The organism is Nocardia sp. NPDC055165, assembly GCF_053606985.1.
The window spans coordinates 1-22,807 of record NZ_JBSGSS010000014.1 but is presented as its reverse complement, the minus strand read 5'-3'; the positions used below and the strand labels follow the sequence as shown (position 1 = coordinate 22,807).

Sequence of the window (22,807 nt, the reverse complement as noted above, 5' to 3'; positions counted from 1 at the left end):
GCGGCTAGGGCTTCGACAGGTAGGTCCGCAGCATCGCGGTGACGGCGGTGATCTGGCTGAGCGGGACGTGCTCGTCACGTTTGTGGGCCAGATTGGGATCGCCGGGGCCGAAGTTGACGGCGGGGATACCGCGGGCGGCGAAGCGGGACACGTCGGTCCAGCCGTACTTGGCGCGCACGCCGCCACCGCCGTGCGCGTTGACGGAGTCGATGAGGGTGCGAGCGGCCGGTGCGGTCAGGCCGGGGAGGGCGCCGGGCGAGGAATCGGTGACCTCGAAGGCGACATCGAGTCCGTCGAAGACCTCGCGGACATGCGCGACGGCCTGCTCGACGCTGCGATCGGGGGCGAAACGGAAGTTCACATCCACCTCGGCGACATCGGGCACCACATTGCCCGCGACCCCACCCGAGACCCGCACGGCCGACAGCCCCTCGCGGTACACGCAACCGTCGATATCGACTTCGCGCGCCTCGTAGGCCGACAACCGCGCCAGCACGGGCGCGAGACCATGAATCGCGTTCTCCCCCAGCCACGCTCGCGCCGAATGCGCGCGCACACCCGCGGTGGTCAAGCGCACCCGCAACGTGCCCTGGCAGCCTGCCTCGATCCAACCCGCCGAGGGCTCACCGAGAATCGCCAGATCGCCTTCGAGCCATTCCGGCAATTCCCGCTCGATGTGCCCGAGGCCGTTGAACTCCGCGGCGATCTCCTCGCCGTCGTAGAAGATCAGCGTCAAATCATGGGCCGGATCGGCGATCGTGGCGGCCAGGTGCAGGAATACCGCATCGCCGGACTTCATATCGACTGTGCCACAACCGAACAGCACCGCTTCACCGTCGACTTCGTCGGGTCGGCTCGGCACATTGTCCGCGATCGGCACGGTATCCAGATGGCCCGCCAGGATCACCCGCGTCGGCAGCCCGCGCCGCGTGCGCGCGAGCACCACGTTTCCGTGCCGCAGAATCTCGAACCCGGCGGTCTGCTCCCGTAACGCCTGCTCGACCAGATCCGCGATCTTGGCCTCGTCACGCGACACACTCGGCACGTCGACGAGGGCGGCGGTCAACTTGATCGGGTCGGCACGCAAATCGAGAGTCACATCTTCGACAGTAGTACGGGTGCGCCCCGATCCCGGAGATCCGGGCGAAGCAGACCGCGTGGTCGAACGCACAGGGCCCGCGGCACAACGCACCGGCCGCAACGGGCAAAATGGCCTCCGTGAGTATTCAGGGAGCAACTGCAGTCGGTATCGCCAATGTGACCTCGGACGGAACCGTCCTCGATACCTGGTACCCCAGCCCCGCGCTGGGCGAGTTCACCGAGACCGGCTCCCAGCGCCTCGACGCCGCCGACGTGCCCGAGTTCGCCGAACTCCTCGGCGTGGACGCGGCGCGTGGGGTCGAGGTGATCGCGGTGCGCACCACGATCGCGGACCTGTCGGCCGCCCCGGTCGACGCGCATGAGGTCTACCTGCGTCTGCACCTGCTCTCGCACCGCCTCGTGCGACCGCACGGCCTGAACCTCGACGGCCAGTTCGGCCTGCTCAGCAATGTCGTGTGGACCAACCACGGCCCGTGCGCGGTCGACGGCTTCGAGCAGACCCGCCTGAAGCTGCGCGCCCGCGGCCCGGTGACGGTGCTCAGCGTCGACAAGTTCCCCCGCCTGGTCGACTATGTGGTCCCCGCCGGTGTACGCATCGGCGACGCCGACCGGGTTCGGCTCGGCGCGCACCTGGCCGCGGGCACCACCGTCATGCACGAGGGCTTCGTCAACTTCAACGCGGGCACCCTCGGCAACTCGATGGTCGAGGGCCGTATCTCGGCGGGCGTCGTGGTCGGCGACGGCTCCGATGTGGGCGGCGGCGCCTCCATCATGGGCACCCTGTCCGGCGGCGGCACCCAGGTCATCTCGGTCGGCGAGCGTTCGCTGCTCGGCGCCAACGCGGGTGTCGGCATCTCCCTCGGCAACGATTGCGTGATCGAGGCCGGCCTCTATGTCACCGCGGGCACCAAGGTCACCGGACCCGACGGCACCGTCGTCAAGGCCGCGAGCCTGTCGGGTCAGGACAATCTGCTGTTCCGTCGCAATTCCACCACCGGCGCCGTCGAGGTCGTGCCGCGTAAGGGCACCGGCGTCGAACTGAACGCCGCATTGCACGCCAACGATTGATCTCCTCGAATTGCCGGGCCGAGCGGCCCGGCAATTCGCGGCACCAGAAACAATTCAGCAAATATTGCGGTTTCATGACGATGAGCCCGAATGTGCGACAAGCAATTTCGCACGCTAACCTTCGTTTCGCTGGTCCGATCAGGACGGCGAAAAAGCGGAGGGATTACAAGAATGAAGTTCGGAAAGATCACTACTGCTGTTTTCATGGCAGTCGCTGCGGTGGGGATTACCGCGGCCACTGCTCACGGTGCGCCCGCGGTGGCCACCGAGCAGCCCGCTGTAGTGGCTTCGGGGGGCGTGACTTCTGGCGTGACACACGGAATCAACTACCAGACCACGGTCTCGCCCGCTGACAAGACCGTCACCTGGGCGGTCGACAGCGGCAAGTTCGAGCTCGCCGCCGACGGCGCCTCGGTGCTGCTGAAGGCCACCGACGGCGCGATCGTCGACCAGGCGCCGCTGCGCTCCGAGGTCGCGGGCCTGCCGATCGCCGTGAACCAGCAGATCAGCGAGGACGGCCGCACCGTCAAGCTGACCTCGACCATGGCGCCCGAGGATTCCGCGAAACTGAGCAACATCGCGGAACTGAAGGACATCAGCTCCTACGACCGGCTCATGGAGCAGGTCAACAAGAACCTGCCCGGCGTCGTCATCGGCGGCGTCATCGGCGCGTTCTTCCCGTTCCTGTGGCTGTTCACCATCCCGGCGGGCATGGTCATCGGCGGCTACGTGATGGGTGGCCAGGAATTCCTGGATGCCGTGATCGCGTTCGCGACCGGTCAGCCCTGATCTGACCTCGCGATAGCGAAAGGCCTCGTACTTCTGCGGAGTACGGGGCCTTTTCGCCGTGATGCGGATCACTGTCACAAACGAGGGCCTCGCCGCATCCCATGGTTGAGCACACAGTTCCCATGGCAGGAGGCACAGATGAACATCGTGGTTATCGGCGCAGGATACGCGGGTACTGTCGCGGCGAACCGGCTGCAGCGCAAGGCCCCCGATGCCCGCATCACCGTGATCAATCCGCGCGGCGTCTTCATCGAGCGGGTGCGATTGCACGAACAGCTCGCGGGCAGCGGGACCGCGGCCCGGCCGCTCACCGAGATGCTCAGGGACCCGATCGCGATCGAGACCGCGAGCGTGGACAAGATCGGCGACGGTGTCGTCACCCTCGACGACAGCCGGAGCCTGGACTTCGATCACGCCGTCCTCGCGGCGGGCAGCATCGCGAACCCGCTACCCGGCACGATCCCGGTCGGCACATGGGAAGGCGCCGAGCAGGCACGAATCGCGCTCGAGGCGCTGCCGTCCGGCGGGATCGTCACGGTGATCGGGGGTGGGCTGACCGGGATCGAGACCACGGCCGAGGTCGCCGAAGCCCGGCCCGACCTGCGCGTCCGATTGGTGAGCGAGACCGTCGCCGCCGCGCTGTCGGCCGGTGCGCAGCGGCACATCCGCACCACACTGGCCCGGTTGAACGTGGAGATCGTGGCCGACCAGATCGCCGAGATCGACGGGACGACCCTGCGACTCGACTCGGGCACCGAACTGCGTTCCGACCTCACCCTCTGGGCGATCATCTCCGCGGTGCCCGAACTGGCCGCCCGCAGCGGACTCGCGGTGGACGTCGACGGCCGAGCCCTGGTCGACGCCTGCTTGCGCAGCGTCACCGACCCGCGCGTCTTCGTCGTCGGCGACTGCGCCGCCGTCCCCGGTATGCGCATGGCCTGCGCCACCGCGGCTCCCCAGGGCGCACACGCGGCCGATACGCTGGCCAGGATGATCAAAGGACGGGAACCGCAGCCATTTTCGATGGGCTACGGCGGGCAGGGCATGAGCCTGGGCAGGCGCGACGGAGTGCTGCAGACGACCGACCGCCGAGACACCGCCCAGCGGCTCTACGTCAGCGGACCCGTCGCGGCGTTCACCAAGGAACGCATCAGCCGCTATGCCGCCTACGCCTCCCGCACCGGCAACAGCGTGTGGATCAACGGCCCGAAACGGTGATCCGGGCACACGTCGACACCTTCACCGAGAACCGGCGGCTGCTGTTCTCGATCGCCTACGAGATCCTGGGCTCGGTGGTCGACACCGAGGACGTCCTGCACGACAGCTACCTGCGCTGGTGCGAGGTCGACCGCACCCTGGTCGACAATCCGCGCGCCTACCTCGCACAGATCGTCACCCGGCAGGCGCTGGGTGTGCTGCGCTCCACCGCCCGCAGACGCGAGGAGTACATCGGGCCGTGGCTGCCCGAACCCCTGGCCACCGAGGCGGACGGCGGGGTCGAGCACGTGCTGACCGGCGAGGCTGTGACCACCGCGATGCTGCTCGTGCTGGAAACGCTCACGCCGGTGCAGCGGGCGGTGTTCGTGCTGCGCGAGGTGTTCGCGTTCGATTATCCGGAGATCGCGGCGGCGGTGGACAAATCCGAAGCCGCTGTGCGACAGCTGAATCAGCGCGCCCGCAACCGGGTGCACGCCGCACGCCACACCGCCGTCGCCACTCCTGCGCAGGCCCAGTCGGTGGTCGAGAAGTTCTCGATCGCGGCCGCCACCGGCAATGTGCAAGCACTGATGGACGTACTCGCCCCCGAGGTGGTGTTCCTCGGCGACGGCGGTGGTGTGGTGAACGCGGTGCGCAGGCCGGTACACGGCCAGGACAAGGTGGCCAGGCTGGTCATCGGCTTGCTCGCCAAGGGGCAGCGGCTCGGTGTCCTGGGCGCGCACCTCGGCATCTACAACGCGATGCCCACGATCCTGGCGACCGTCGACGGCGTGCTCGACCAGGTGACTTCCATCGAGGTCACCAACGGCCGGGTCACCGCGATCTACTCCATGCGCAACCCCGAAAAGCTCACTGCTGTGCGGGTTCCGGACTGAGGCCGAAGGCGATCACCCGGTCGGGGTGGATCCGGATGAGCGCGTCGGACTGATCACCGAGGTAGGACTCGACCCCGGTCAGCGCCTCGGCGGTGCCGCGGATCTCGAGGCAGCGCACCCGCCACGGGCGCACCGAGGCGATGTCGTCGACGACGAAGGCCACCTGTGCGTTGTCGGCGAGATTGCGGAACTTCTTGGAGGCGGCCAGGTTCCAGCCCGCGATGTCGATGGTGCCGAGTTCGGCGTTGTAGCGGAAGCCGACCGGATTGTTCTGCGGGGTGCCGTCGCGGCGGACCGTCGCCAACCGCCCGAGCTGCTGGGTCGACAGGTAAGCGAGGTGTTCCGATGTCAGCGTTGTGCTCATGCACCGACGCTAAAACCTCGAGTGCGGTCGAGGTCAAGGGTCGCCGAGGGCGAGGGGGCGAGCACACAGCCGCGAGCGGCCTCACCCCTCGACCTCACAGGGTCCGCGCGCTAAGCTGTCAAATATACGGCACCGTATAACTGGAGGTTCGACATGACACTTCCCCCTGGTCAACGCGCGATCGACGGCTTCCCCCGTTTCGGCACACATCTCCATCACCCACCGCCGCCGATTCCCGCGAACCCGGTAATCGAGATCGGCGGGCCGCTGACGGAACCGCTCACGCTCACCCTGGCGGACCTCGCCGAGCTACCGCGCGTGCAGGTGCGGGCCGACTTCCACTGCGTGGCCGGCTGGTCCGCCACCGACCTGCGCTGGGCGGGCGTCCCGTTCGCCACGCTCTATCGCACGCGCGTCGAACCGCTGCTCGCGCCGGGTAGCTCGATCAGCCATGTCGTCTTCGAAGGGCTCGACGGTTATCGATCGGTCGCGCTACTCGCCGACGCCATGGCCGATGATGTGCTCATCGCCGACCGACTCGACGGACAGCCACTCACCAGCGACCACGGCGCGCCGATCCGGCTGGTGAGCCCCGGCCAGTACGGGTTCGTCAACACGAAACACCTGTGCCGCATCGAATTCCACACCGCGCAGCCCGTCGACCCGGACAAGTGGTCACCGCTCGCGGGGCACCGCAGGGCGCGCGTCTGGGCGGAAGAGCGCCATCGATACCTGCCGGGCAGGGTGGTCCGGCCGATCTATCACGCGTTGATCGGGCCGATCCGCCGGATGAGCGCTCGCGGAAGTACCGAACGAACTGCGTGAATCCCGGTGCCGGACAGCCTCAGTCGAGCAGTTTCTTCTGCACCTTGCCCATCGCGTTGCGCGGGAGCGCGTCGACGAAGCGAACCTCCCGTGGCCGCTTGTGGGCCGAAAGCTGTTCGCCCACATAGGCGGTGAGCTCAACGCCGAGCGTGTCGGAACTCCCGTCGCGCGCAACGACGAAGGCCACGATCCGCTGCCCGAGGTCGTCGTCGGGCAGCCCGACCACGGCGACCTCGACGACCGCCGGATGCCCGAGCAGCGCGGTCTCGATCTCCCCCGCGCCGATGCGGTAACCACCGGATTTGATGAGGTCGATCGACTCGCGCCCGACGATGCGATGGAACCCGTCGCCATCGATGACGGCCACATCGCCGGTGCGGAACCACCCGTCCTCGGTCCAGTCCCGCGCGGTGGCCTCCGGCCGGTTCAGATACCCGCCGAACAGCATCGGTCCGCGCACCTGCAGGCCGCCGATGCTCGCGCCGTCGTGCGGAACGGGCTCGCCCGCTTCGTCGCGCAGCCTGGTCTGCACCCCGCGCACCGGCGTGCCGACCCAGCCGGGCCTGCGCTCGCCGTCGGCCCGGGTGGACAGCGTGATCATGGTTTCGCTCATTCCGTACCGCTCCACCGGCGCCTGCCCGGTGAGCTCGGCCAGCTTCTCGAACACCGGCACCGGCAGCGGCGCGCTGCCCGAGACGAGCAGCCGCGCCCTACTCAGCTCCTTGGCCAGTTCGGGCCGCTCGACCACGCGTGACCACACCGTCGGCACCCCGAAATACAGACTGCCGCCCGCGGCCGCGTAGGCCTCCGGCGTCGGCTTGCCGGTGTGGATCACCGGACTGCCGACCCGCAGCGGCCCGAGCAGCCCGAGGATCAGCCCGTGCACGTGGAACAGCGGAAGCCCGTGCACCAGTGTGTCTTTCCACGTCCACGCCCACGCCTCGGCCAGCGCGTCGAGCCCGGCGGCGATCGCGCCGCGGCTGAGCATCACGCCCTTGGGCGCCCCGGTGGTTCCCGAGGTGTAGAGGATGAAGGCGATCGCGGCCGGATCCGGTTCGGGATAGGTGTGCCACGACCGTGCGTGCAGCCGCACCGGTACCACCGGCAGGTCCGTGCCCTCCGGCGCCGGGCCGAGCCAGGCCTGCGCGCCCGAATCGCGCAGGATGTGCTCGCGTTCGGCGGCGCCCGAGTCCGGCGGCACCGGAACCACGGTCACCCCTGCGATCAGGCAGCCGACCACGGCGATCACGGTTCGCAGAGTGGGTTCGGCCAGTACCGCGACCCGGTCGGCGCGAGCGATGCGTTCCGCCACCGATGTTGCCGAACCCAGCAGATCGCTGCGCGAGACGGTGGCATCATCGATGGTGACGGCGTCGGGAATGTCATCCCCGGCGGCGACGGCGGCCGGATTCAGCGAGGCGAGCAGCAGCGGCGGCGGACCATAGGGCATCCGTCAACGCTAACGTGACGCGATTCGGTGGGTGCCGCCGCCGTCGTTGACACTCCGACACCGTGGTGAGACATTAAATGCATAAGTCTCTCACGCTCTCTTCGACGAAAACGGGGTCAACGATGACCATCCTGTCGCGCTCGCGTTCGCAGCGGTCCGAACCGGCGCCCTTCGACATCCGCGACTACGTCAACGGTTCCGCGGCCTTCTACGGCGCGACCGCCAATGTGATCATGCAGCTCAGCCTGGCCCCCGTCGGCTACGGCGTCGCCGAATCGACGGTGCACAGCGGCAGCATCATGAAGCATCCGGTGAAGCGCACCCGAACCACGCTCACCTACCTGTCGGTGGCGCTGATGGGCACCGACGCGGACCGCGAGGCCTTCCGCACCGCCATCAACGGCGCGCACCGCCACGTCCACTCCACCGCCGACAGCCCGGTGAAGTACAACGCCTTCGACAAGAACTTGCAGCTGTGGGTGGCCGCGTGCCTGTACTGGGGCTCGGTCGACGTGATGCATCGCCTCTACGGCCCCGTCGACGACGCCGTCGCCGACACCTTCTACGACTACGCCCACTACCTCGGCACCACCCTCCAGGTGCCCCGCGAGATGTGGCCCGCCGATCGCGCCGCGTTCGATGCCTACTGGTCCGAGCATCTGAAGCTCACCAGCATCGACACCACGATCAAGGCCTACTTCGACGACCTGCTCGACCTGAAGATGGTGAGCCCGCCCCTGCGCCTGCCCTTCGCCCGCTTCCACCGCTGGTTCACCACCGGCCTACTCCCCCAACACCTCCGAGACGAACTCGGCCTGTCGTGGAGCTCCGCCGACGAGCGCAAACTCAACCGCCTGATGCGCACCACCGGCACGGTGACGGGCCGCCTGCCACGTCCCCTGCGCAACTTCCCCTTCAACGTCGCCCTCGTCGACATGCGCCGCCGCAACCGGCGCGGCAAGCCGCTGATCTGATCGGCATTGCCGCGCGCCTCCCACGCCGACCTGCGGCGTTCGGGTTTCATTCCCCACGATCGCAACGCGTCGCGCGGAATCGGAGGACGTTCGTGAGCATTCGAACAGTGACATGGTGTGCGGCGGCGGTCGCCGTCGGCCTCATGGCGGCCGCGCCTGCCGCCCACGCCGACGAGGACCCGGCGACGGTGCCGCCGCGAACCGCCATGTCGTTGCGGATGCCGGGCGGATTCGCCTGGGGCACCGCCAACGAGCACGAATCGCGGGCGGCGCTGTCGATGTCGAAGCTCTACATCGCCGATTACGCGCTGCGCCACGGCGACGGTTCGCCGCAGGACCGCGCGCTGTCGGAACGGATGATCCGTGACTCCGACGACGGCGCCGCCACCCAACTCGCCGGCAAATATCCGCAAGCGATCGAAGCGACCGCGAGCGAATACGGATTGCGCGGGACGCACGGCACCGCCGACTGGGGCCGGTCGAGCACCAGCACCGCCGACATCACCGACTTCCTGGCCGCCAAGCAGCGCACCGACCCGGGTTCGCCGATCTTCGAGTGGATGGCGGGCGCGAGCAACACCGCCGCCGACGGCACTCCCCAGAACTGGGGCACCGCCCAGCTGCCCGGCGTACACGGCAGCAAGTGGGGATGGTCGGATGTGGGCGCCCCCGAGGTGGCCTCCGCATCCTTCGGGCCCAGCTTCTCGGTCGCCGCGCACACCTACGGCACCCCGGCCGACCAGTCCGCCGATGTGCTCGACGCCCTGCCCGCGCTGATCCTTCGCCTGGCCGGGGCGTACTGACAGCAGTTCATGGTGCGACAGCACCGCCCGCATCAGAACGGGGCTTGCTGCCACCAGTCGTCGCGGGTCTCCTCGAAGGTGTGGCCCGGCCATGACACCTCCACCACCGAGTTCGCGCTGAAGACGTTGCCGCGCTCCCTCGCCGCGAGAGTGAACGGTGCGGCGGGGTCGCGTGGCCGGTAGGCGGCGAGGCTGGTGTGGTGCAGTTCGCGCGTGAGGTCCTCGGTGGTGTGCCGCAGCAGGTAGGCATCGGCGTCGGCGGCGGAGGGGTACTCGGTGTACCACGCGATGAGACCGTCGGCGTCCGTGCAGGTGATCTGCTGGAGCGGCGCCGGGTCGCCCGGCAGCACGACCAGCGACGGAGTCGCCGAACAGTTCGCCTCCCGCCAGCCGCGCCCGGCGGGTCCCGACGGGATCAAGTCGGTGAATCCCGAGGCCACCGACGCGTGCGCACCCCAGGTGGGCGGCGGCGGAACTCGATTCGGGCGCACGAACTTCCAATAGATCGCACCGACGCCGATCACCCCGATCCCGGCGACCGTCGCCAGCACGAGCAGACTCACCGCGAGTACGCGCCACCGCGAGGAAACCGCCCGCTGTGGCCGCGCACGGTCGACCTGCGCCCCGCCGCGATCTACGGCCTGCTGCGGCACGGAGGCAAACGGTGAACTCACCAGAGTCGGGTTCAGCGAATTCGCCGCAGGATCCGCAGACCGCACTTCCCGACCGGAAGGGCGAGGCGCTTGCGACGCAGAAGCGGAACCGCTTGCCGCGCTGCCGACTTCCCGAACACGCGGTGGCCCGAAACTGCCGACACCCGGCGACACGAGATCGGTGCGGACCAGCGCCGCCGTCGCCGCCTGCGCGAATTCCACACAGCTGTCGAATCTTTCGGCAGGTTCCTTCGCCATGACCCGCGCGATGACCGCGTCGATTCCGGGCGGCAGGTCGTCGATCATCGCGGACGCGCGCGGTACCGGCTTGGTGAGGTGGGCGGCGACCACCGCCCCGGGATTGTCCGCGGGAAAGGGGCTTTGGCCGGTGAGCAGGGTGAACAGAGTACAGCCGAGCGAGTACTGGTCGCAGCGGTGGTCGACCGGGGCGCCCGAGAGTTGTTCGGGCGAGGCGTAGGCGAGGGTGGCGAGAAAGGCTCCGGTGCGGGTGAGCTGGCGGGCGTCGCCGCGCAGCCGCGCGATACCGAAATCGGTGAGCAGGACACGGTCGCCGGAGCGGCTGGGGGCCAGCAAGATGTTGGCGGGCTTCACATCTCGGTGCAGCACACCGCGATCATGGGCGTAGTCCAGTGCCTCGGCGGTCTGCGCGATGATCCCGATCGCCCGCGCCGGATCAAGCGGCTCGCCGCGGAACACCGAGGCGTCGCGGCCGTCGACGTACTGCATGGAGATCCACATCAGGCCGTCTTCGACGCCACGGTCGAGCACCGAGACGATGCCGGGATGATCGAGATGGGCGGACACGTCCGCCTCCCGCTCGAACCGCCCACGGACCTCGTCGTCGGAATACAGTTCGCGATCGAGCAGTTTCAGCGCCACCTGCCGAGGCAGGCGCGGATGCGCCGCGAGGTACACGGTGCCCATTCCGCCCCGGCCCAGCAGCCGGTCGATCCGGTACCCCGCGAAGACCGTGCCCGCACTGAACTCCACCCCGCGCATTCCGCTGTGCCTCTCGATCTTGTGCAGGACAGCTACCGCCCCTGTGCTCCACACGATATCGGCCGCCGGGGACAGCGCGAACCGCTGGGCGCGATCTACCCAGCGGTTCGTGCGGAGACGGTGTTCAGGACAGGCGTGCGGCCGCTTCGGCGATGCGTTCGTCGGTGGCGGTGAGGGCGATACGCACGTGCTCGGGCGAACGGGGACCGTAGAAATCGCCGGGAGCGGCGAGGATTCCGCGTTCGGCGAGCCAGTCCAGGGTCACGCGGCAGGGCTCGCCGCGGGTAACCCACAGGTACAGACCGGCTTCGGAGAAGTCGATGCGGAAACCCGCCTGCGTCAAAGCTTTTCGCAGGATCTCGCGACGGGCGCGGTAACGCTCACGCTGCTCGGCCTCGTGCACGTCGTCGCTGAGCGCGGCGGTCATCGCGGCCTGGATCGGGAACGGCATGATCATGCCGGAGTGCTTGCGCACCTCGAGCAGCTCGGCCACCAGTTCCGGGTCGCCGGCGAGGAAACCGGCACGGTAGCTGGCCAGATTCGAGGTCTTCGACAGGGAATGGATGGCCAGCAGACCGGTGTGGTCGCCATCGCAGACGCGCGGGTCGAGAATCGAGACGGCCTCGCCCTCCCAGGTCAGGCCCAGGTAGCACTCGTCGGACGCGACGATCGCGCCGCGCTCGCGCGCGAACGCCACCACCTTGCGCAGGTGCTCGACGGGCAGCACCTTGCCGGTGGGGTTCGAGGGCGAGTTCACGAAGATCAGCGCCGGATTCTGCGGGCCGATCTGAGTGAGACCGTCTGCGCGCCAAGGCTTCGCGCCCGCCAGCAGCGCGCCGACCTCATAGGTCGGATAGGCGATCTCGGGGATCACCACCAGATCGTCGGCGCCGATACCGAGCAGTCGCGGCAGCCCGGCGATGAGCTCTTTCGTGCCGAGCACCGGCAGCACCGCCGCCGGGTCGACGCCGGTGACGCCGAACCGGCGCGCCAACGCGGCGACAGCGGCGGAGCGCAGCTCAGGGGTGCCGTGCGTGGTCGGATAGCCGGGAACGGCCGCCACCGAGCCCAGGGCCGCGCGGATCAGCGGATCGACCGGGTCCACCGGTGTACCCACGGACAGATCGACGAGGCCACCGGGGTGGGTGGCCGCCTTCTGCTTGACCGCCGCGATGGTGTCCCAGGGAAAATCGGGCAGCAGGCCGCTCACCCGGCCCTTCCGGCTCTGGGTGGGCACCCCTGCGCTCACTCTTCGGCCATCGGGGGCAGCGCCTTGATGAAGGCGGGGTCGAAATCGACCACACCGACCTTGGTCGCGCCACCGGGGGATCCCAGCTCGTTGAAGAAGTCGACGTTGGCGTTGATGTAACCGCTCCACTGATCCGGAGTGTCGTCCTCGTAGAAGATCGCCTCCACGGGGCAGACCGGCTCACACGCACCACAGTCCACGCACTCGTCGGGTTGGATGTAGAGCATGCGACCACCCTCGTAGATGCAATCCACGGGGCATTCCTCGATGCACGCCTTGTCCTTCACGTCAACGCACGGTTCAGCGATGATGTACGGCACTGCCGTTCTCCTAGTCTGTCCTCACCTGCGGGGTTACTCCGCCCACGAAACACTATCCCGACCGCCCACATTACTCCCAGGTCAGCCTGCCCTAACTCACACTGACAATCATCCGATAGCCAATGGCAACGGTGCCGGTTTGGCCTCGACCACTCCGTAGGTGGTGGTGCGTTCGCGGACCGGACGGTCGATGCCCGCCGCGATCTCGGTGAGCTCGGCGACGGTTTTCGCCGAACCGTGCTGGGAACCGGCCATCCGGGAGATGGTCTCCTCCATCAGCGTGCCACCCAGATCGTTGGCGCCACCGGTGAGCATGGCCTGGGTACCGAGGGTACCCAGTTTCACCCAGCTGGTCTGGATGTTGTGGATGCGGCCGTGCAGCATGATCCGGGCCAGCGCATGGACCGCGCGGTTGTCGCGGTTGGTGGGGCCGGGCCGGGCCGCGCCTGCGAGGTAGAGCGGTGCGCTCTGGTGGACGAACGGGAGCGGGACGAACTCGGTGAAGCCGCCCGTCTCGTCCTGGATGCCGCGCAGCACCCGCAGGTGGCCCACCCAGTGCTTCGGGTTGTCCACATGTCCGTACATCATCGTCGAACTCGACGGGATGCCCAGCTTGTGCGCGGTGGTGATGACCTCGATCCAGGCCGAGGTGGGGAGTTTGCCCTTGGTGAGCACCCAGCGGACCTCGTCGTCGAGGATTTCGGCGGCCGTTCCGGGGATCGAGCCCAATCCGGCTTCCTTCAGCGCCGACAGCCAGTCGTGGATGCTCTGGCCCCCGCGCGAGGCGCCGTTGACGATCTCCATGGGACTGAAGGCATGGACGTGCATCGACGGCACCCGCGCCTTGATGGCGCGGACCAGGTCGGCGTAGCCGGTGACGGGGAGTTCGGGGTCGATGCCGCCCTGCATGCAGATCTCGGTGGCGCCGTCGACGTGGGCCTCCCACGCGCGGTCGGCGACCTCGTCGGTGCTGAGGGTGAAGGCGTCCGCGTCGCCCTTGCGCTGGGCGAAGGCGCAGAAGCGGCAGCCGGTGTAGCAGATATTGGTGAAGTTGATATTGCGGTTCACCACATAGGTGACCTCGTTGCCGGAGACCTCGCGTCGCAACGAGTCGGCCAGTGCGGCAACAGCTTCCATGTTCGCGCCGTCGGCGGTGGCCAGGGCCAGGTACTGATCGTCGGTGAGGCCCGCCGGGTCCTTCTCGGCGGCGCGCAGGGCGTCGAGCACCTCGGAATCGAGCCGCTCGGGCGCGACGACAGCCAGGTCGCGGGCGTGTTCGCGAATCGTCTCCCAGTCGCCGAACGCGCCGACGACTTCCTGACCGAGCCCGGAATCGCTGCGGCTGTCGGTATTTCGTCCCTCGGTGTCGATGGCGGTGTTCAGGTCGACGCGGCCGACCGAATCCCATGACTCGTCGGGTTCCTGCCACGGCAGGCCGACCGGCACGGCCTCGGGCCTGGCCAGGCCCGTCGCGGGGTCGGTGAGCGCGTCGACATGCGCGCCGATCCGGGGATCGATCCACGGATGGCCCGCGCGAACGTATTTCGGGTGCGCGGAGGTGCGCTCGACGAGGGTGAACCCGGCCGCCTCGGTGATCTCGCGCAGGGTGTCCAGATTCGGCCACGGGCGTTCGGGGTTGACGTGGTCGACCGTCACCGGCGACACCCCACCCCAATCGTCGATGCCGGCGTCGATCAGCGCCCGGCAATCACTGTGCGACACCAGATTCGGCGGGGCTTGCACCGGGACATCGGGGCCCAGCAGCAATCTCGTCACCGCGACGGTCGCCAGGAACTCCGCCACGCCCGCATCGGGAACATCGCGCATGGCGGTGTCGTCCTTGGCGCGGAAGTTCTGCACGATCACTTCCTGGATGTGCCCGAACTCCCGGTGCTGCTTGCGAATCGCCATGATCGACTCGGCGCGCTCGGTGAGATTCTCGCCGATGCCCACCAGGATGCCGGTGGTGTAGGGCACCGAGAGCCTGCCCGCGTCGGTGATCGAGCGCAGCCGGACCGCCGGATCCTTGTCGGGGCTGCCGTAGTGGCATTCGCCCTTGTCGGTGAACAGCCTGGTGGCGGTGGTTTCGAGCATCATGCCCATGGACTGGGCGACAGGCTTGAGGCGGGAGATCTCGTTCCAGCTCATCACGCCGGGGTTCAGGTGCGGCAGCAGACCGGTCTCCTCCAGCACGAGGATGGAGACGGCGCGCAGATAGTCGAGGGTGGAGTCGTAGCCGCGCTCGTCGAGCCACTGCGCGGCCTCCGGCCAGCGGTCCTCCGGCCGGTCGCCCAGGGTGAACAGCGCTTCCTTGCACCCCAGGGCAGCACCCTGACGGGCGATCTCGAGCACCTCGTCGGGTTCGAGGAACATGCCCTTGCCCTCGGCGCGCAGCTTGCCGGGCACGGTGACGAACGTGCAGTAGTGGCACTTGTCCCGGCACAGCTTGGTGAGCGGGATGAACACATTGCGCGAATAGCTGATCGTGCGTGGGCGGCCCGCCGATTCCAGGCCCGCGTCGCGGACTCTGGCGGCGCTGGCGCACAGGTCGGCGAGGTCGTCGCCGGTGGCATGCAGCAGGACGGTGGCCTCGTCGACGTTCAACGTGACGCCGTCGCGGGCTCGGCGCAGGGCCCGTCGCATCGCGGCGGGACTCGGCGGCGACATCGGAACGCTCGGCTTCGGAAGATCGGTCACCCCGTCGATCATGCGCTACTTCTTCCCCGGACGTGTGGTCGGTGAGGTCACGGGCCCACGGCGGGCGCGGCGTGGTCGTCCTTGTCCGACGACAACCTCCACCGTGACCACGCGTATTCCCGACGGGGTGAAACCGTCGCACGCGCATGGAACCATGGGCAGCATGTCACTGCCGCGTTCCACCATCCTGGCCGAACCGGCCTGGCGTCCGAGTGCCAAGGCCAAGCTGCTGTGGGCATTGGAGAACACGATCGGCGTGGTGGTGTTGTTCATCGCGCTCGGGGTGTGGGCGGTGCTCGACGGGGACCGTCGCGGCTGGCAGGTGCTCGCCGGGCTGGCCCTCGTGGTGCTCGCGGTGCTCGCCGTCGTGGTGATCCCGGTGTGGCGCTACGCGGTGCATCGGTGGGAGGTGACCGATGAGGCCGTGTACACGCGGGTGGGGTGGCTGGATCAGGAGTCACGGGTCGCGCCGATCTCGCGGGTACAGACCGTGGACACCGAGCGTGGGCCGCTGGAACGGATCCTGGGGCTGGCGACGGTCACCGTGACCACCGCGTCGTCGGCCGGGGCGGTGAAGATCAGTGCGCTCGACCTGCCGGTGGCCGAGGAGACGGTGCTGCGGCTGACCGCGATCGCCGCGCAGCACCGCGGGGACGCGACGTGATCCAGCCCGTCGAATGGCAGCGCCTCGACCCGCGCATGCTGCTGGTGTATCCGGTCAACGAGATCATGAAATACATTCCGGTGCTGCTCGGTTCGATCATCGTCGGCACGACCAGCGGCAATCCGCTGTGGAGTCTCATCCCGGTGGTGCTGGTCGCGGCGTTCGGTATCGCGCGCTGGTTCACCACGTCGTATCGGATCGACGCCGATCACGTGCAACTGCGCAGTGGAATCGTGGCGCGCCGGACCTTGTCGGTGCCGAGGCCGCGCATCCGGTCGGTGGATGTGGAAGCCGATCTGCTGCACCGGGTGCTGGGGCTGGCGGTGCTGGCGATCGGTACCGGCAAGCAGACCGACAAGGGCGAGGAGTTCAAGCTCGACGCGCTCGATACGAGTCAGATCCCGGCGCTGCGGGCCGAATTGCTCTCCCACACCGGCCAACACGCGCCCGATCACGTCGACGCGGCCGGAGCGCCCCATGTTTCGCGCCCTGACGCGCTCGCCGAGTCCGGGGTGGAGATCGGGCACTGGCGGGCGGCGTGGGTGCGCTACGCGCCGCTGTCGCTGACCGGACTGGCTGTCGTCGCGCCGATCGCGGGGCTCGGCGCGCAATACGGGGTGATCGACGTGCTGTCGGAAAGTGCTGTCGTTCAACATCTCGACGACGACACCGCGGCGATCGTCACGATCACCATCGCGGGGTTGACCGTGCTGACGTTGGCGCTGGTGAGCCTCGCCGCGTGCGGCCAGTACCTCGCCACCTGGTTCGGCCTGCGCGTGCTCGACAACGGCACCACCCTGCACCTGCGCCACGGACTGTTCACCACCCGCCAGATCACCCTCGACCTCGCCCGCTTCCGTGGCGCCACCCTCAACGAACCGCTCCTGCTGCGCGCCGCCCGCGCCGCCCAGCTGGAAATGATCATGACCGGCGAGAACCCCCGCCAGAAGATCCTTCCCCAGGCGCCCCGCGTCGCCGTCGAACGCACCCTCGACGAACTACTCCGCAGCCGTCGCGCCCCGCAGGCGAAAGTATCGGCCGATTCGGCCGCGCCACAACCGATCACCGGTTCCGCCCTGGGCACCGTCGACCTGCGCAGACACGGACCCGCCGCCCGCCGTCGCCGCTACACCCGCGCCGCGTGGCCCGTCGGGATCGTTGTCGTCGCCATGCTCGCCGTCGTGCTCACGGGTGGCCATCTGGCACCGTGGGCCTGGACCTTCCCGGTGGTCTTCGCCGTCGTCATGGCCCTGCTCGCCGAGGACCGCTATCGCGGCCTCGGCCACCGCGTGCTCCCCGGCACCACCGGCCCGACCTGGCTGATCACCCGCCGCGGCAGCCTCGACCGCAATCGGGACTGCCTCGAAGCTCCCGGCATCATCGGATGGACTGTGCGGCAGACCTTCTGGCAGCGCCGCGCCGGACTCGCCACCGTCGTCGCGGCCACCGCCGCGGGCAAGAAGGCCTATCTGGTGGTCGACATCCCGATCGCTGCGGCCGCGGCGCTGATCGAAGAAGTGACCCCGGGCGGACTCGGCACACGCTGAAAGGTCCGGCAAGACCCGCCGAGCCCGATAGCGACGCGGACGACAGCGACGCGGCGTAGCGTTCGATTCGATCGCCGTGCCGCTGACGCTAGGGGTGATTCGTGCATTTCACCGAGGTTATCGAGAACGCGGGCAAAGTGCTGGACGCCGCGGGCGTCGCGGCTATCGTCATCGGCGCGTTCGTCGGCACGGTCCGCTTCCTGCGACAGCTGGCCGGGCACGAGGAGTTCGAGCTCGCCTACGGCACCTATCGGCGCGGGCTGGGCCGAGCGATCCTGCTCGGCCTGGAATTCCTGGTGGCGGCCGACATCATCCGCACGGTGGCCATCGCGCCGACGTTCACCAGTGTGGGCGTGCTGGCCTTGATCGTGCTGGTGCGGACGTTCCTGAGCTACTCGCTCGAACTCGAGCTGACCGGCCGGTGGCCGTGGCAGAAGACGAAAGCTACCGGCTGACGTTCGACCGGTAGTACAGGTACCCCGCGGGCGCGAGCACACCGCAGGCGAACAGCAACAGGGTGCGGCCGTCGCTGCCGAGCATGATGTCACCGCCGGGGCCACGCGAGGCGCAGACCAGGAACCCGAACACCCACACCACGATCGGGGCGAAAGTGAAGCCGATTCGGTCGGTCACCGATTCCATGCCGTAGACCAGCGCGATGTTGATGGGTGCGGCGAACAGCGCCACCACCGGAAACGCCAGCGAGCCGATGTACAGGGGCAGGAACAGCACTTCGACGGCCAGGGTGATCAGCGCGTCGACCAGCAGCAGCACGACGATGAGCCCCGAGATCAGCGGATCCGCCACGCCGGAGATGCGTGCGGACCGCAGCACGGCGGTGGGCTGATCGCGATCGGTCACCATGCGCGTGAGTCTATTCGGCCGAAGCGGTCTGCTGTGCCGCCCGCGCCCGGGAGAACCGCCAGCCGATCAGCAGCGCGGGCCCGATCACCAGCAGGCTCGCCACCGTCCAGGTCCCGACCGGGCGGTCGATCGCCATCAGGACCAGCACCGCGCACAGGAAGGCCAGCGTGGCCCAGCCGGTGTACGGCGCGCCCATCATCCGGAACGCGGGCCGCTCGAGCTGCCCCCGCTTCCACAGGTGCCACATCCGCAACTGACAGAGCACGATGGTGGCCCACGACGCCAGGATGCCCAGCGAGGCCACATTCAAGACGATCTCGAAGGCCTGATCCGGAACGAACCCGTTGAGCACCACCCCGAGCAGTGCGACGCCGAAGGTGAGCAGGATCCCGCCGTAGGGCACGCCGTGGCTGCTCATCACCGAGGTGAACCGAGGGGCGCTACCGCGCATCGACATCGAACGCAGAATGCGCCCGGTCGAATACAGACCGGCGTTGAGACTGGAGAACGCCGCGGTGAGCACGACGATATTCATCAGCGAGCCGATGCCGGGCACGCCGAGCGCGGCGAAGAACGTGACGAACGGGCTCTCCCCCGAGTGATAGGACGTGTACGGCAGCAGGAGTCCGAGCAACAGCAGCGATCCGACGTAGAACACCGCGATCCGCAGGATCACCGAGTTGATCGCCCGCGGCATCAGCTTCTCGGGATCCTTGGTCTCCCCCGCCGCCGTACCGACCAATTCGACGGCGGCATAGGCGAAGATCACGCCCGAGGTGACCAGCACCAGCGGCAGGACGCCGGTCGGGAACATGCCACCGTGCTCGGAGATCATCGGCGGGCCGGTCTGTTCACCACGAATGGTGAAGCGCCCCAGCAGGAACACCGTGCCGATCACCAGGAAGGCACACAGCGCGGTCACCTTCACCAGCGCGGCCCAGAACTCCAGCTCACCGAATGCCTTGACGCTCACCAGGTTCACGATCAGCACGATCACCAAGGCGATCAGCGCCAGCACCCACTGCGGTACCGAGGTCATCGGCTGCCAGTAGTGGAAGTACAGCGCGATGGCCGTGGAGTCGGCGATGCCGGTCATCGACCAGTTCAGGAAATACATCCAACCCGCGACGAAAGCGGCTTTCTCCCCGAGGAATTCGCGCGCGTAGGAGACGAACGAACCGGAGGTGGGGCGGTGCAGCACCAGCTCGCCCAGTGCGCGCAGGATGAAGAACACGAACACGCCGCAGACCGCGTAGACGACCCACAGCATGGGCCCCGCACTGGCCAGCCTGCCACCGGAACTCAGGAACAGGCCGGTGCCGATCGCGCCGCCGATCGCGATCATCATCAGCTGACGTCTGCCGAGGGACTTGTGATACCCGGCGTCCTCGGCGTCGAGATCCGGTCGATCACCCACAGCGGTCATGACACCCCACCCATCGTGTGAGAACACCCGAGAACGCGGACACCGGAACGGTACCGGCCCGCGCGCCGAGGCACGATGGCAACCCTGTGGCTAGCTACTCAATCGAGACCGGCGAACAGGTCGTGCTCGAACCCATCGGCGCCGAGCTCGCCGCGAGTACCGCGCACCAGCCTGAAATGCTCCTCCGGCAGCACCGGCAGCGCGATGTTGTTCGACAGAGCGAATTCCCGGCCACTCGGCGCGACGGTGACCTGGGTGGCGTGCGCGCGCATGGCGGCGCGCTTGGCCGAGACCGCGTCGGAGACGTCGACCACGGTGGTCACCCCGCTCGTCGACATGGCGGCCAGTTCCGCCTCGACGGGCAGACGCCAGCCCGGGGGCAGTGCGCCGGGCAGTTCGTCGACGGTGCGGCGAGCCAGCGCGGCGGTGTGCTGGCGCAGCAGATCGCCGTCGGTGACGGTCCAGTAGAACTTCGGGACGTCCCAGCCCTGTTCGGCAGCGGCCACGACCGCCGCGGTGGTGATCTCGTGCGCGCGAATGTGGTCGGGATGGCCGTAGCCGCCGCGCGGGTCGTAGGTGACGACGACCCGGGGTCGCAGTTCGAGAATCACCGCGACGAGCGCGTCGACGGCGACGTCACCGGAATTCACGAAGGCCCGCGGGTTCGCCGCCGACGGCGTGCCCGCCATGCCGGAATCGCGCCACCGGCCGGGGCCTCCGAGGAACCACGGCTCGCCCGCGTCGAGGGCCGACAGCGCGGCGGTGAGTTCGCCGATGCGGTAGCCGCCGAGCTGGTCGGCTTCGGCCGCGATCAGGCGCGACCACCGTTCGCCGATGACCTCACCCTCCTCGCCGAGCGTGCAGGTGACCACCGTCACCGGGACACCACGGCGGCGGTAGTGCGCGATAGTGCCGCCCGTGGTGAGGGTTTCGTCATCGGGGTGGGCGTGGACCAGGAGCAGGCCGCCGGTCTCGGTCATGGGATCCTCCGCCACTGTGCTGTATCACCGAAGATGCCGACCTGGATGGCGCCCGACAGCGACACACCGTCGACGCGCGGACCGGCCGCCGCGACGACGTTGTCCTGCACGATCGGCAACACGGTCGCCAGTTCCCACAACCGTGGCTCGGATTCGGCCAGGATCCGCGGCACCTCGAACCCGCGCAGCGCTTCGTCGATCGAGGGTTGCAGAGTCGGATCGCACACACCGCCGATATTGCTGGGCGCCTTGCGATACGCCTCGGCCGCGGCCAAGGCGGGACCTTCGGCGCCGGCCGGTTCGACGGGCGGACAGCCGTAGCGGGAGGCGAGCGCGGTGGCGGGGTCGCCGCCCGCGAGCTCCCAGCCGACGATGGCGTCGATCGAGGATTCGGTGAGGTCCTTGCCGTACAGCTCATCGGCGGCCAGGCCGCGAACGGTGGCATCGATACCGGCACTGCGCAATTGGTCGGCGGCGGTATTGGCGACGGCCAGCGCCGACGCGTCCTCGGTGACGGCGCCGATCCGCACCGACAGCCCCTTACCGTTGCGCGCCACCGAGCGCGGGCGCGGCGCGGGCGAGGTGGGCGAACCGGTCTGCTGCGCCTCCGGTGCGCGACCGAAGCCCGCCTCGGCCAGCAGTGCGAACGCTTCATCGGCGGTCATCCGCGGCGGCGCGGTGGGCACATAGCCGGGACTCGACGGCGAAAGCACCTGTGCGCGTGCGGGTTCTACCCAACCACCGGTCTGCGCACCGACGGTCGCCAGCAGGGCGGGGTCGAGCAGTGCGAGCACCGCCTTGCGGACCCGGACATCGGCGAGATCGCCGGAACGGCCGTTGAGCGCGAGTTGCAGTTCGCGGGCCTGCGGCATGATCGTGGTCCGCACCGAGGGAATCGCGGCCAGTTGCGCCTGGGTCGCCACGCCGCCGTGCACGAGCGCCATCTGCGCGTCGCCGGTGCGCAGCGATTCGGCCAGCTGCGAGGGTGTACCGCCGCGACGGAACTGGATCTGATCCGGGGAGGCCGGGGTGCCCCAGAAGCGGTCGTTGCGTTCGAGCAGGATCTCGTCGCGTCCGCGATCGACCGATTTGATGGTGAAATTGCCGCCCGAGACCGGGATCTTGTCGACCAGCCCGCTGGTGAACCCACCCGGCGAGTCCTTCACCAGGTGCGAGGGCAGCAGATTCGAGAACAGTTCACGCCAGGCCGGGTAGGGCTGGGTCATGGTGACCGTCACAGTCTTGCCGCCACCCGAGGACGCCACATCGGAGATGAGCCGGTAGCCGGCCGGGTCCACCACACCGGGCTGGCTGATCATCTGCTGCCAGAGGAACCGGAAATCCTCGGCGGCGATCGGGGCGCCATCGGACCAATTGGCCTGATTACGCAGGGTGTAGGTGATGGTGAACGGCTCCTGGGCCGTCACATCGGCCGACACGATCAGCGAGGTATCGGGCACCCAGTCGACCAGACCGGGATGCACGGGACTCGGCGCGGCGCGGAACGGGCTGGGCAGCACCATCGAACTCACCGCACTGGTCACCGGCGACTGATCCGAGCGCAGATGCGGGTTGAACCCGATCCCGATGTCGTCGATCGCGACGACGACGGTGTTCTTGCCCGGCTTGGCCTGGGTGGTCTTGGGAGAGTCGGAGGACTCGATCGGCGGTGGCGGATTCGCCGTGCAACCGGCCACGACCGCCGTCGAGGCAATCATCGCCAGCACCATCGCACGCCACCCTGCGTGCCGCCCCGAACTCACCTTGCGCACTCTACCCAACCCCTCGATCGGCTGCCGTTCGGCCAGTACAGGCCTACGAAAAGGCGTCGGCCGGGTCCGTTTCCGGTACCCCGGCCCCGCCCGGGGGAAAAAATGGCGCCAAGTTAGCGGGGGGGGTTTGGGGGGCCCTGGGACACGA

21 protein-coding genes are annotated in these 22,807 nt (G+C 68.5%); 10 read left to right on the top strand and 11 right to left on the bottom strand.

The genetic code is table 11. The annotated features are described in order from the left end of the window. Positions 1-4 precede the first annotated feature (4 nt). Positions 5-1,099: a succinyl-diaminopimelate desuccinylase gene (dapE, locus tag ACWFRF_RS25620; protein WP_378993354.1), complete on the bottom strand. Its 1,095-nt coding sequence runs from the start codon at positions 1,097-1,099 to the stop codon at positions 5-7. A 119-nt stretch (positions 1,100-1,218) separates the two neighbouring features. Here dapE and dapD point away from each other — a divergent pair, with 119 nt between their 5' ends. The 4 genes from dapD to sigJ all read left to right on the top strand — a co-directional run bounded on the left by dapD (position 1,219) and on the right by sigJ (position 5,051). Next, on the top strand, positions 1,219-2,169 hold the full coding sequence (gene dapD, locus ACWFRF_RS25615) for a 2,3,4,5-tetrahydropyridine-2,6-dicarboxylate N-succinyltransferase (protein WP_378993352.1): 951 nt from the start codon (positions 1,219-1,221) through the stop codon (positions 2,167-2,169). Between the two features lie 309 nt (positions 2,170-2,478). Then, entirely contained in the window at positions 2,479-2,958 is a 480-nt protein-coding gene (locus tag ACWFRF_RS25610; RefSeq protein WP_378638229.1) for a hypothetical protein, read from the top strand. A 138-nt stretch (positions 2,959-3,096) separates the two neighbouring features. Continuing rightward, on the top strand, positions 3,097-4,176 hold the full coding sequence (locus tag ACWFRF_RS25605; protein ID WP_452452632.1) for an NAD(P)/FAD-dependent oxidoreductase: 1,080 nt from the start codon (positions 3,097-3,099) through the stop codon (positions 4,174-4,176). Next, positions 4,173-5,051, top strand: coding sequence for an RNA polymerase sigma factor SigJ (sigJ, locus tag ACWFRF_RS25600; RefSeq protein WP_452452630.1), 879 nt, complete (start codon positions 4,173-4,175; stop codon positions 5,049-5,051). Before ACWFRF_RS25605 ends, sigJ begins: the two co-directional genes overlap by 4 nt. Here sigJ and ACWFRF_RS25595 read toward each other — a convergent pair. After that, entirely contained in the window at positions 5,026-5,415 is a 390-nt protein-coding gene (locus ACWFRF_RS25595) for a PPOX class F420-dependent oxidoreductase (RefSeq protein ID WP_452452629.1), read from the bottom strand. The genes sigJ and ACWFRF_RS25595 overlap by 26 nt on opposite strands. 153 nt (positions 5,416-5,568) lie before the next feature. Here ACWFRF_RS25595 and ACWFRF_RS25590 point away from each other — a divergent pair, with 153 nt between their 5' ends. Then, complete coding sequence (locus tag ACWFRF_RS25590) at positions 5,569-6,240, top strand: molybdopterin-dependent oxidoreductase (protein WP_379313433.1); 672 nt, start codon at positions 5,569-5,571, stop codon at positions 6,238-6,240. Between the two features lie 19 nt (positions 6,241-6,259). Here the strand turns inward: ACWFRF_RS25590 and ACWFRF_RS25585 are convergent, their stop codons facing one another. Further along, positions 6,260-7,690, bottom strand: a complete 1,431-nt coding sequence (locus tag ACWFRF_RS25585; RefSeq protein WP_452452628.1) for an acyl-CoA synthetase — start codon at positions 7,688-7,690, stop codon at positions 6,260-6,262. A 122-nt stretch (positions 7,691-7,812) separates the two neighbouring features. Here ACWFRF_RS25585 and ACWFRF_RS25580 point away from each other — a divergent pair, with 122 nt between their 5' ends. Both ACWFRF_RS25580 and ACWFRF_RS25575 read left to right on the top strand, forming a co-directional pair. Continuing rightward, positions 7,813-8,664 carry an oxygenase MpaB family protein gene (locus ACWFRF_RS25580; protein WP_452452626.1) on the top strand — a complete coding sequence of 284 codons (852 nt, stop codon included), beginning with the start codon at positions 7,813-7,815 and terminating at the stop codon, positions 8,662-8,664. A 92-nt stretch (positions 8,665-8,756) separates the two neighbouring features. Further along, positions 8,757-9,467 carry a hypothetical protein gene (locus ACWFRF_RS25575; RefSeq protein WP_452452624.1) on the top strand — a complete coding sequence of 237 codons (711 nt, stop codon included), beginning with the start codon at positions 8,757-8,759 and terminating at the stop codon, positions 9,465-9,467. Positions 9,468-9,499: 32 nt separating this feature from the next. Here the strand turns inward: ACWFRF_RS25575 and ACWFRF_RS25570 are convergent, their stop codons facing one another. From ACWFRF_RS25570 to ACWFRF_RS25555, 4 genes are all read right to left on the bottom strand, one after another. Beyond that, positions 9,500-11,140 (bottom strand): protein kinase domain-containing protein, encoded by a 1,641-nt coding sequence (locus ACWFRF_RS25570; protein WP_452452622.1) that lies wholly within the window; start codon positions 11,138-11,140, stop codon positions 9,500-9,502. Between the two features lie 124 nt (positions 11,141-11,264). Continuing rightward, positions 11,265-12,350 carry a succinyldiaminopimelate transaminase gene (gene dapC / locus ACWFRF_RS25565; RefSeq protein ID WP_452452793.1) on the bottom strand — a complete coding sequence of 362 codons (1,086 nt, stop codon included), beginning with the start codon at positions 12,348-12,350 and terminating at the stop codon, positions 11,265-11,267. Between the two features lie 35 nt (positions 12,351-12,385). Beyond that, positions 12,386-12,709 carry a ferredoxin gene (fdxA, locus tag ACWFRF_RS25560; protein WP_056813450.1) on the bottom strand — a complete coding sequence of 108 codons (324 nt, stop codon included), beginning with the start codon at positions 12,707-12,709 and terminating at the stop codon, positions 12,386-12,388. A 108-nt stretch (positions 12,710-12,817) separates the two neighbouring features. Next, positions 12,818-15,418: a bifunctional FO biosynthesis protein CofGH gene (locus tag ACWFRF_RS25555; protein WP_378993339.1), complete on the bottom strand. Its 2,601-nt coding sequence runs from the start codon at positions 15,416-15,418 to the stop codon at positions 12,818-12,820. A 151-nt stretch (positions 15,419-15,569) separates the two neighbouring features. Here ACWFRF_RS25555 and ACWFRF_RS25550 point away from each other — a divergent pair, with 151 nt between their 5' ends. The 3 genes from ACWFRF_RS25550 (at position 15,570) to ACWFRF_RS25540 (ending at position 18,072) form a co-directional block, all read left to right on the top strand. Next, entirely contained in the window at positions 15,570-16,070 is a 501-nt protein-coding gene (locus ACWFRF_RS25550; protein WP_378993337.1) for a PH domain-containing protein, read from the top strand. Between the two features lie 35 nt (positions 16,071-16,105). Beyond that, the gene (locus ACWFRF_RS25545) at positions 16,106-17,617 is read left to right on the top strand and encodes a PH domain-containing protein (protein ID WP_452452791.1); all 1,512 of its coding nucleotides are present in this window, start codon (positions 16,106-16,108) and stop codon (positions 17,615-17,617) included. Between the two features lie 101 nt (positions 17,618-17,718). After that, positions 17,719-18,072, top strand: a complete 354-nt coding sequence (locus ACWFRF_RS25540) for a DUF1622 domain-containing protein (protein WP_379314420.1) — start codon at positions 17,719-17,721, stop codon at positions 18,070-18,072. Here ACWFRF_RS25540 and ACWFRF_RS25535 read toward each other — a convergent pair. The 4 genes from ACWFRF_RS25535 to ACWFRF_RS25520 form a co-directional block, all read right to left on the bottom strand. Beyond that, positions 18,062-18,481 (bottom strand): hypothetical protein, encoded by a 420-nt coding sequence (locus ACWFRF_RS25535; RefSeq protein ID WP_378993334.1) that lies wholly within the window; start codon positions 18,479-18,481, stop codon positions 18,062-18,064. The two genes, ACWFRF_RS25540 and ACWFRF_RS25535, sit on opposite strands and share 11 nt — an antisense overlap. A 10-nt stretch (positions 18,482-18,491) precedes the next feature. Continuing rightward, positions 18,492-19,907: an amino acid permease gene (locus ACWFRF_RS25530; protein ID WP_452452619.1), complete on the bottom strand. Its 1,416-nt coding sequence runs from the start codon at positions 19,905-19,907 to the stop codon at positions 18,492-18,494. A 98-nt stretch (positions 19,908-20,005) separates the two neighbouring features. After that, on the bottom strand, positions 20,006-20,887 hold the full coding sequence (gene mshB, locus ACWFRF_RS25525; RefSeq protein WP_452452618.1) for an N-acetyl-1-D-myo-inositol-2-amino-2-deoxy-alpha-D-glucopyranoside deacetylase: 882 nt from the start codon (positions 20,885-20,887) through the stop codon (positions 20,006-20,008). Next, positions 20,884-22,617 carry an ABC transporter family substrate-binding protein gene (locus ACWFRF_RS25520; protein WP_378638427.1) on the bottom strand — a complete coding sequence of 578 codons (1,734 nt, stop codon included), beginning with the start codon at positions 22,615-22,617 and terminating at the stop codon, positions 20,884-20,886. Before ACWFRF_RS25520 ends, mshB begins: the two co-directional genes overlap by 4 nt. Positions 22,618-22,807 lie beyond the last annotated feature (190 nt).

Excerpts from the sequence above, each read along its gene's own strand:
- ACWFRF_RS25535 (WP_378993334.1), bottom strand. The coding sequence starts at position 18,481 with ATGGTGACCGATCGCGATCAGCCCACCGCCGTGCTGCGGTCCGCACGC.
- ACWFRF_RS25570 (WP_452452622.1), bottom strand. The coding sequence starts at position 11,140 with ATGCGCGGGGTGGAGTTCAGTGCGGGCACGGTCTTCGCGGGGTACCGG.
- ACWFRF_RS25590 (WP_379313433.1), top strand. The coding sequence starts at position 5,569 with ATGACACTTCCCCCTGGTCAACGCGCGATCGACGGCTTCCCCCGTTTC.
- ACWFRF_RS25585 (WP_452452628.1), bottom strand. The coding sequence starts at position 7,690 with ATGCCCTATGGTCCGCCGCCGCTGCTGCTCGCCTCGCTGAATCCGGCC.
- ACWFRF_RS25555 (WP_378993339.1), bottom strand. The coding sequence starts at position 15,418 with ATGATCGACGGGGTGACCGATCTTCCGAAGCCGAGCGTTCCGATGTCG.
- ACWFRF_RS25530 (WP_452452619.1), bottom strand. The coding sequence starts at position 19,907 with ATGACCGCTGTGGGTGATCGACCGGATCTCGACGCCGAGGACGCCGGG.
- ACWFRF_RS25580 (WP_452452626.1), top strand. The coding sequence starts at position 7,813 with ATGACCATCCTGTCGCGCTCGCGTTCGCAGCGGTCCGAACCGGCGCCC.
- ACWFRF_RS25550 (WP_378993337.1), top strand. The coding sequence starts at position 15,570 with ATGTCACTGCCGCGTTCCACCATCCTGGCCGAACCGGCCTGGCGTCCG.
- mshB (WP_452452618.1), bottom strand. The coding sequence starts at position 20,887 with ATGACCGAGACCGGCGGCCTGCTCCTGGTCCACGCCCACCCCGATGAC.
- ACWFRF_RS25545 (WP_452452791.1), top strand. The coding sequence starts at position 16,106 with ATGCTGCTGGTGTATCCGGTCAACGAGATCATGAAATACATTCCGGTG.
- ACWFRF_RS25520 (WP_378638427.1), bottom strand. The coding sequence starts at position 22,617 with ATGGTGCTGGCGATGATTGCCTCGACGGCGGTCGTGGCCGGTTGCACG.
- ACWFRF_RS25605 (WP_452452632.1), top strand. The coding sequence starts at position 3,097 with ATGAACATCGTGGTTATCGGCGCAGGATACGCGGGTACTGTCGCGGCG.
- ACWFRF_RS25595 (WP_452452629.1), bottom strand. The coding sequence starts at position 5,415 with ATGAGCACAACGCTGACATCGGAACACCTCGCTTACCTGTCGACCCAG.